Origin of the sequence: Moorena sp. SIO3B2, from assembly GCF_010692525.1 — a bacterium.
In the GTDB taxonomy this organism is placed as follows: Bacteria; Cyanobacteriota; Cyanobacteriia; order Cyanobacteriales; family Coleofasciculaceae; genus Moorena; species Moorena producens.
The window spans coordinates 1-3,692 of the sequence record NZ_JAAHHE010000516.1; the positions used below are offsets into that span (position 1 = coordinate 1).

The window sequence follows — 3,692 nt, forward strand, 5'->3', positions numbered from 1 at the left end:
ACTTTTTCCCCTCCTGACTCCCAGGATTATATTCCCCCTGCCGAAAGAAGATATCTTTACCTGTAGTAAAAGCACGAGCCTGAATTGATTGATTCAACTGGTCAGATTGGGCATCAGCGTGAACCCTGACTCCACTAAAATCTGCCCCAAACGACTGTTCCATTGGTTTCCGGATACTCTCAGCGATGGGCATCCCCGACCCCCTTGCCTGTTGAATCGATGTTTCCAACTCTGGGGTAGCCGCCATTCCACCTTCGATGGATTTAAGCTGCACCATTGGCTTCCTCATCAGTTCATCTTGCTGACCTTGAGCTTGAATCGACTGATGTTGAGTTGACAAACTAGAAACTGGTGCGTTAATCCGGTCCACTACTTCCGATGCTACTCGATCCGCTTCAAGCTCATACTTATCCCCAGCTTGACCAATAGTCAGCTTCGCCTGCACTGGATTGCCCTGCTGCCAATTGCCCCTTAACTCATGGGAAAGTCCCCTAAACATTGGCATTCGCTGGATTGGCTGCCCACTAACAGGGGAGACACTACTCAGCAGAGGATCTTGGGAACGATGAACTTGTCCATACTTGTCTGGCTGGGATTTAATGAGATTACCCAGTGCTCGGTTGCCGATTATCCCTTGCAGTTCCTCTATGGGGTGGTATGTTGGCTTCCTACTTCCCGATACAAGAGACTGATCACGAGTTAGTGTCTTTTTGGTTTGGCTTTGTCGTAGATTACCCATGAGCTTGACTCAATCTTAAATAGTCGGCAAAGGTCACATCATCATGATATATCCGAATAGCACTGAGGGGGTTCACCTCAAGACCGCGCTACATCCCTACCAACGTGGCATAGCTCACCTAGTTAACTCAAGCAACAACAGAGCAGGGGTAGGGTGGGCAAATGATGAGAGTTTGGCAATTTAATTAGGAATCATGTCCGTTTGCCCACCCTACAAAAGCGATCGCACTAGGGTGGGCAAATGATGAGAGTTTGGCAATTTAATTAGGAATCATGTCCATTTGCCCACCCTACAAGAGCTTCGCACTACTCCATTATTTGGTGATATTTTGCAACTATCTATTCTTGATCTTGTTCTGCTGATCTAAATCTTTTCGCTTTTGGACTATATTCAGCTGCTGTAGACGCCTGTCCATCATCTACAGCACTTGAGAAGTTCGTGTCTAGTTTCGACTCACTTGGCAAAAACTTTTTTCCGAATTCGAATAGTTTTTCGGCATTTGCCATGATGTCTTCGATCTTCTGCGCTGATGGGATGTTTTTATTGCTACGGGTACTCATGAAATCCCTAAGCTCGAAAAATGGCACTCCCTGTTCATTTAATTCATAGGCTCCCAATCCCTCCCTTTTGGTTCTGTATCCTTCTGGGGGTGACAAAACATCTGATAACCATTCATTCCCCTGTTTATCCTTATCCTTACCCTCATCAATTTCCTGTTGAATGAAATCCATTGGCAACGGATTCTTGATACTAGAAATCCATGATGATACTGTAGGTTGTTTAGACTCTTCGACTTTCTTGCCTGTTTCGTCATAAAGACCTTTACTAAAAATATCAGGTAATATTTCTAGTTGATTCCTTTTTTCGAGCACTTTCTTACTAAATATGTCTAAGATCTTTTCTAGGTCTATGCTATCCTTTGCTTTTAATTGTTCATACATTTCGCTAAACCTATTTCTCGGCATTGTAGCAAAAGCATATTTTGGATCCTCTTCTTTTCCTTTTGTGTTTGCATCAAAGGTTTCGATTAGTGCCATGAGGAGCATCTTTAGATAGCCTATTACGGCTCTATAGTCTTCCTGGGAGTCTATAGTTTTCAGATCTGTCTGATTGATCGTCTCTTCTATGATCTCTTCGTTTAATTTTAATTTCAAAAGTTGCGCTGTTTCTGCCGCGCTCTTTCCTATCAACTGGCGATAATCTTTGTTGTTTTTGTCCGCTAATAGATCTATGTAATAGCCAAAATGTTTAAACGGTATGTCTAGGGTTGCCTGTGGAACAAACTTCGCTTTTTCTGCATCTCTCCTCTCTTCTGCTACATATCTTATTTGATAGGGCATGCCAGCCACCTTTTCTCCTGAGAACAAAAAACCACCTATATTATCGCCTTGATTCACCAAATCATTTTTTCTTTTCTTATTCTCATTGAGAAAATTTTTCATATCTGTATGTGCTGCCTTTATTTCGTCCGAATTATTCATCGGATCAGTGACGAATTCTAGATTGCCATTGTCGCTTGTTATTGCTACTTTGCCTTTTTTTGCTAACGCTTTCTTAGTATCTTTTATTTGAGTAAAGCAGTCTTTTTTATTTTCGTCTTTTCTTTCTACTTTTATTTCATTATCTGATTCCGCCTCTATAGCAATCGCCCGCTGTATTATCTTCCTCCCGCTACTCCCTAGTATCTCTTTCTTTTGCTGAACCACATGAGTCAATTCATGAGCAATTAACTCCTGCCCTCCTCGACTCCCAGGGTTATATTCCCCCTGCCGAAAGAAGATATCTTTACCTGTAGTAAAAGCACGAGCTTGAATAGATTGATTCAACTGGTCAGATTGGGCATCATTGTGAACCCTGACTCCACTAAAATCTGCCCCAAACGACTGTTCCATTGGTTTCCGGATACTTAAGGCGATCGGCATCCCCGACCCCCTTGCCTGTTGGATTGAGCTTTCTAACTCTGGGGTAGCCGCCATTCCACCTTCGATGGATTGAAGCTGCACCATTGGCTTCCTCTTGAGTTCCTCTTGCTGACCTTGAGCTTGAATCGACTGATGTTGAGTTGACAAACTAGAAACTGGTGCATTAATCCGGTCCACTACTTCCGATGCTACTCGGTCAGCTTCAAGCTCATACTTATCCCCAGCTTCACCAATAGTTAGCTTCGCCTGTACTGGATTGCCCTGCTGCCAATTGCCCCTTAACTCATGGGAAAGTCCCCTAAACATTGGCATTCGCTGGATTGACTGCCCACTAACAGAGGAAACACTACTCAGCAGAGGATCTTGGGAACGATGAACTTCTCCAGATTTGTATTGCTGGGATTTAATTAGATTACCCAGTGCTCGGTTGCCGATTATCCCTTGCAGTTCCTCGATTGGGTGGTATGTTGGCTTCCTACTTCCCGATACTATTGACTGATCTCGAGCTTGTGTCTGTCTCGTTTGGCTTTGTCGTAGATTACCCATGAGCTTGACTAAATCTTTAACAGTCACATCATCATGATATAGATGATATAGCCGAATGGCACTGATGGGGTTCACCCCACTCGCTTTTGGCTACAAGATCTGTATCATCAAACCAAGGCAATTCCGCTATCAACCACAGGCCAAGGCTGACTGCTGACTGCTGACTGCTGAATGTAACCCATAAAACTATTTTGGCAAGGGGTCTACTATTAGCGATCGCACTGGAATTTGGATTTTTCTATCGTAACCATTCAGCTAATACGCTATAGGCAAGCTATGATAACAGCCTTCAGGCGGATCGCTTCTTTTAAACTGACTGCTGAGTGCTGATAGCTGTTGGCGTAGCCTGCGCGTAGTACATATGCTTACTTATTTATGACGCCATTAAAGAGGTGATTTTACAATGTATAACCTAGAGTTTTATCGCCAGATAATTCAGTCGTTGTTGACGGATTATGCTGCCATTCCCATCGCCAATGGAGTGA

Annotated in this window: 2 protein-coding genes; both read right to left on the reverse strand. The window is 43.5% G+C overall.

What is annotated here, in order from left to right; translation table 11 throughout:
* Window positions 1-739, reverse strand: a 739-nt coding sequence (locus F6K38_RS37210) for an eCIS core domain-containing protein (protein WP_287360034.1), incomplete at its 3' end; no start/stop codon positions are given.
* A gap of 338 nt (window positions 740-1,077) precedes the next feature.
* The gene (locus tag F6K38_RS37215) at window positions 1,078-3,207 is read right to left on the reverse strand and encodes an eCIS core domain-containing protein (RefSeq protein ID WP_502709642.1); all 2,130 of its coding nucleotides are present in this window, start codon (window positions 3,205-3,207) and stop codon (window positions 1,078-1,080) included.
* Window positions 3,208-3,692 lie beyond the last annotated feature (485 nt).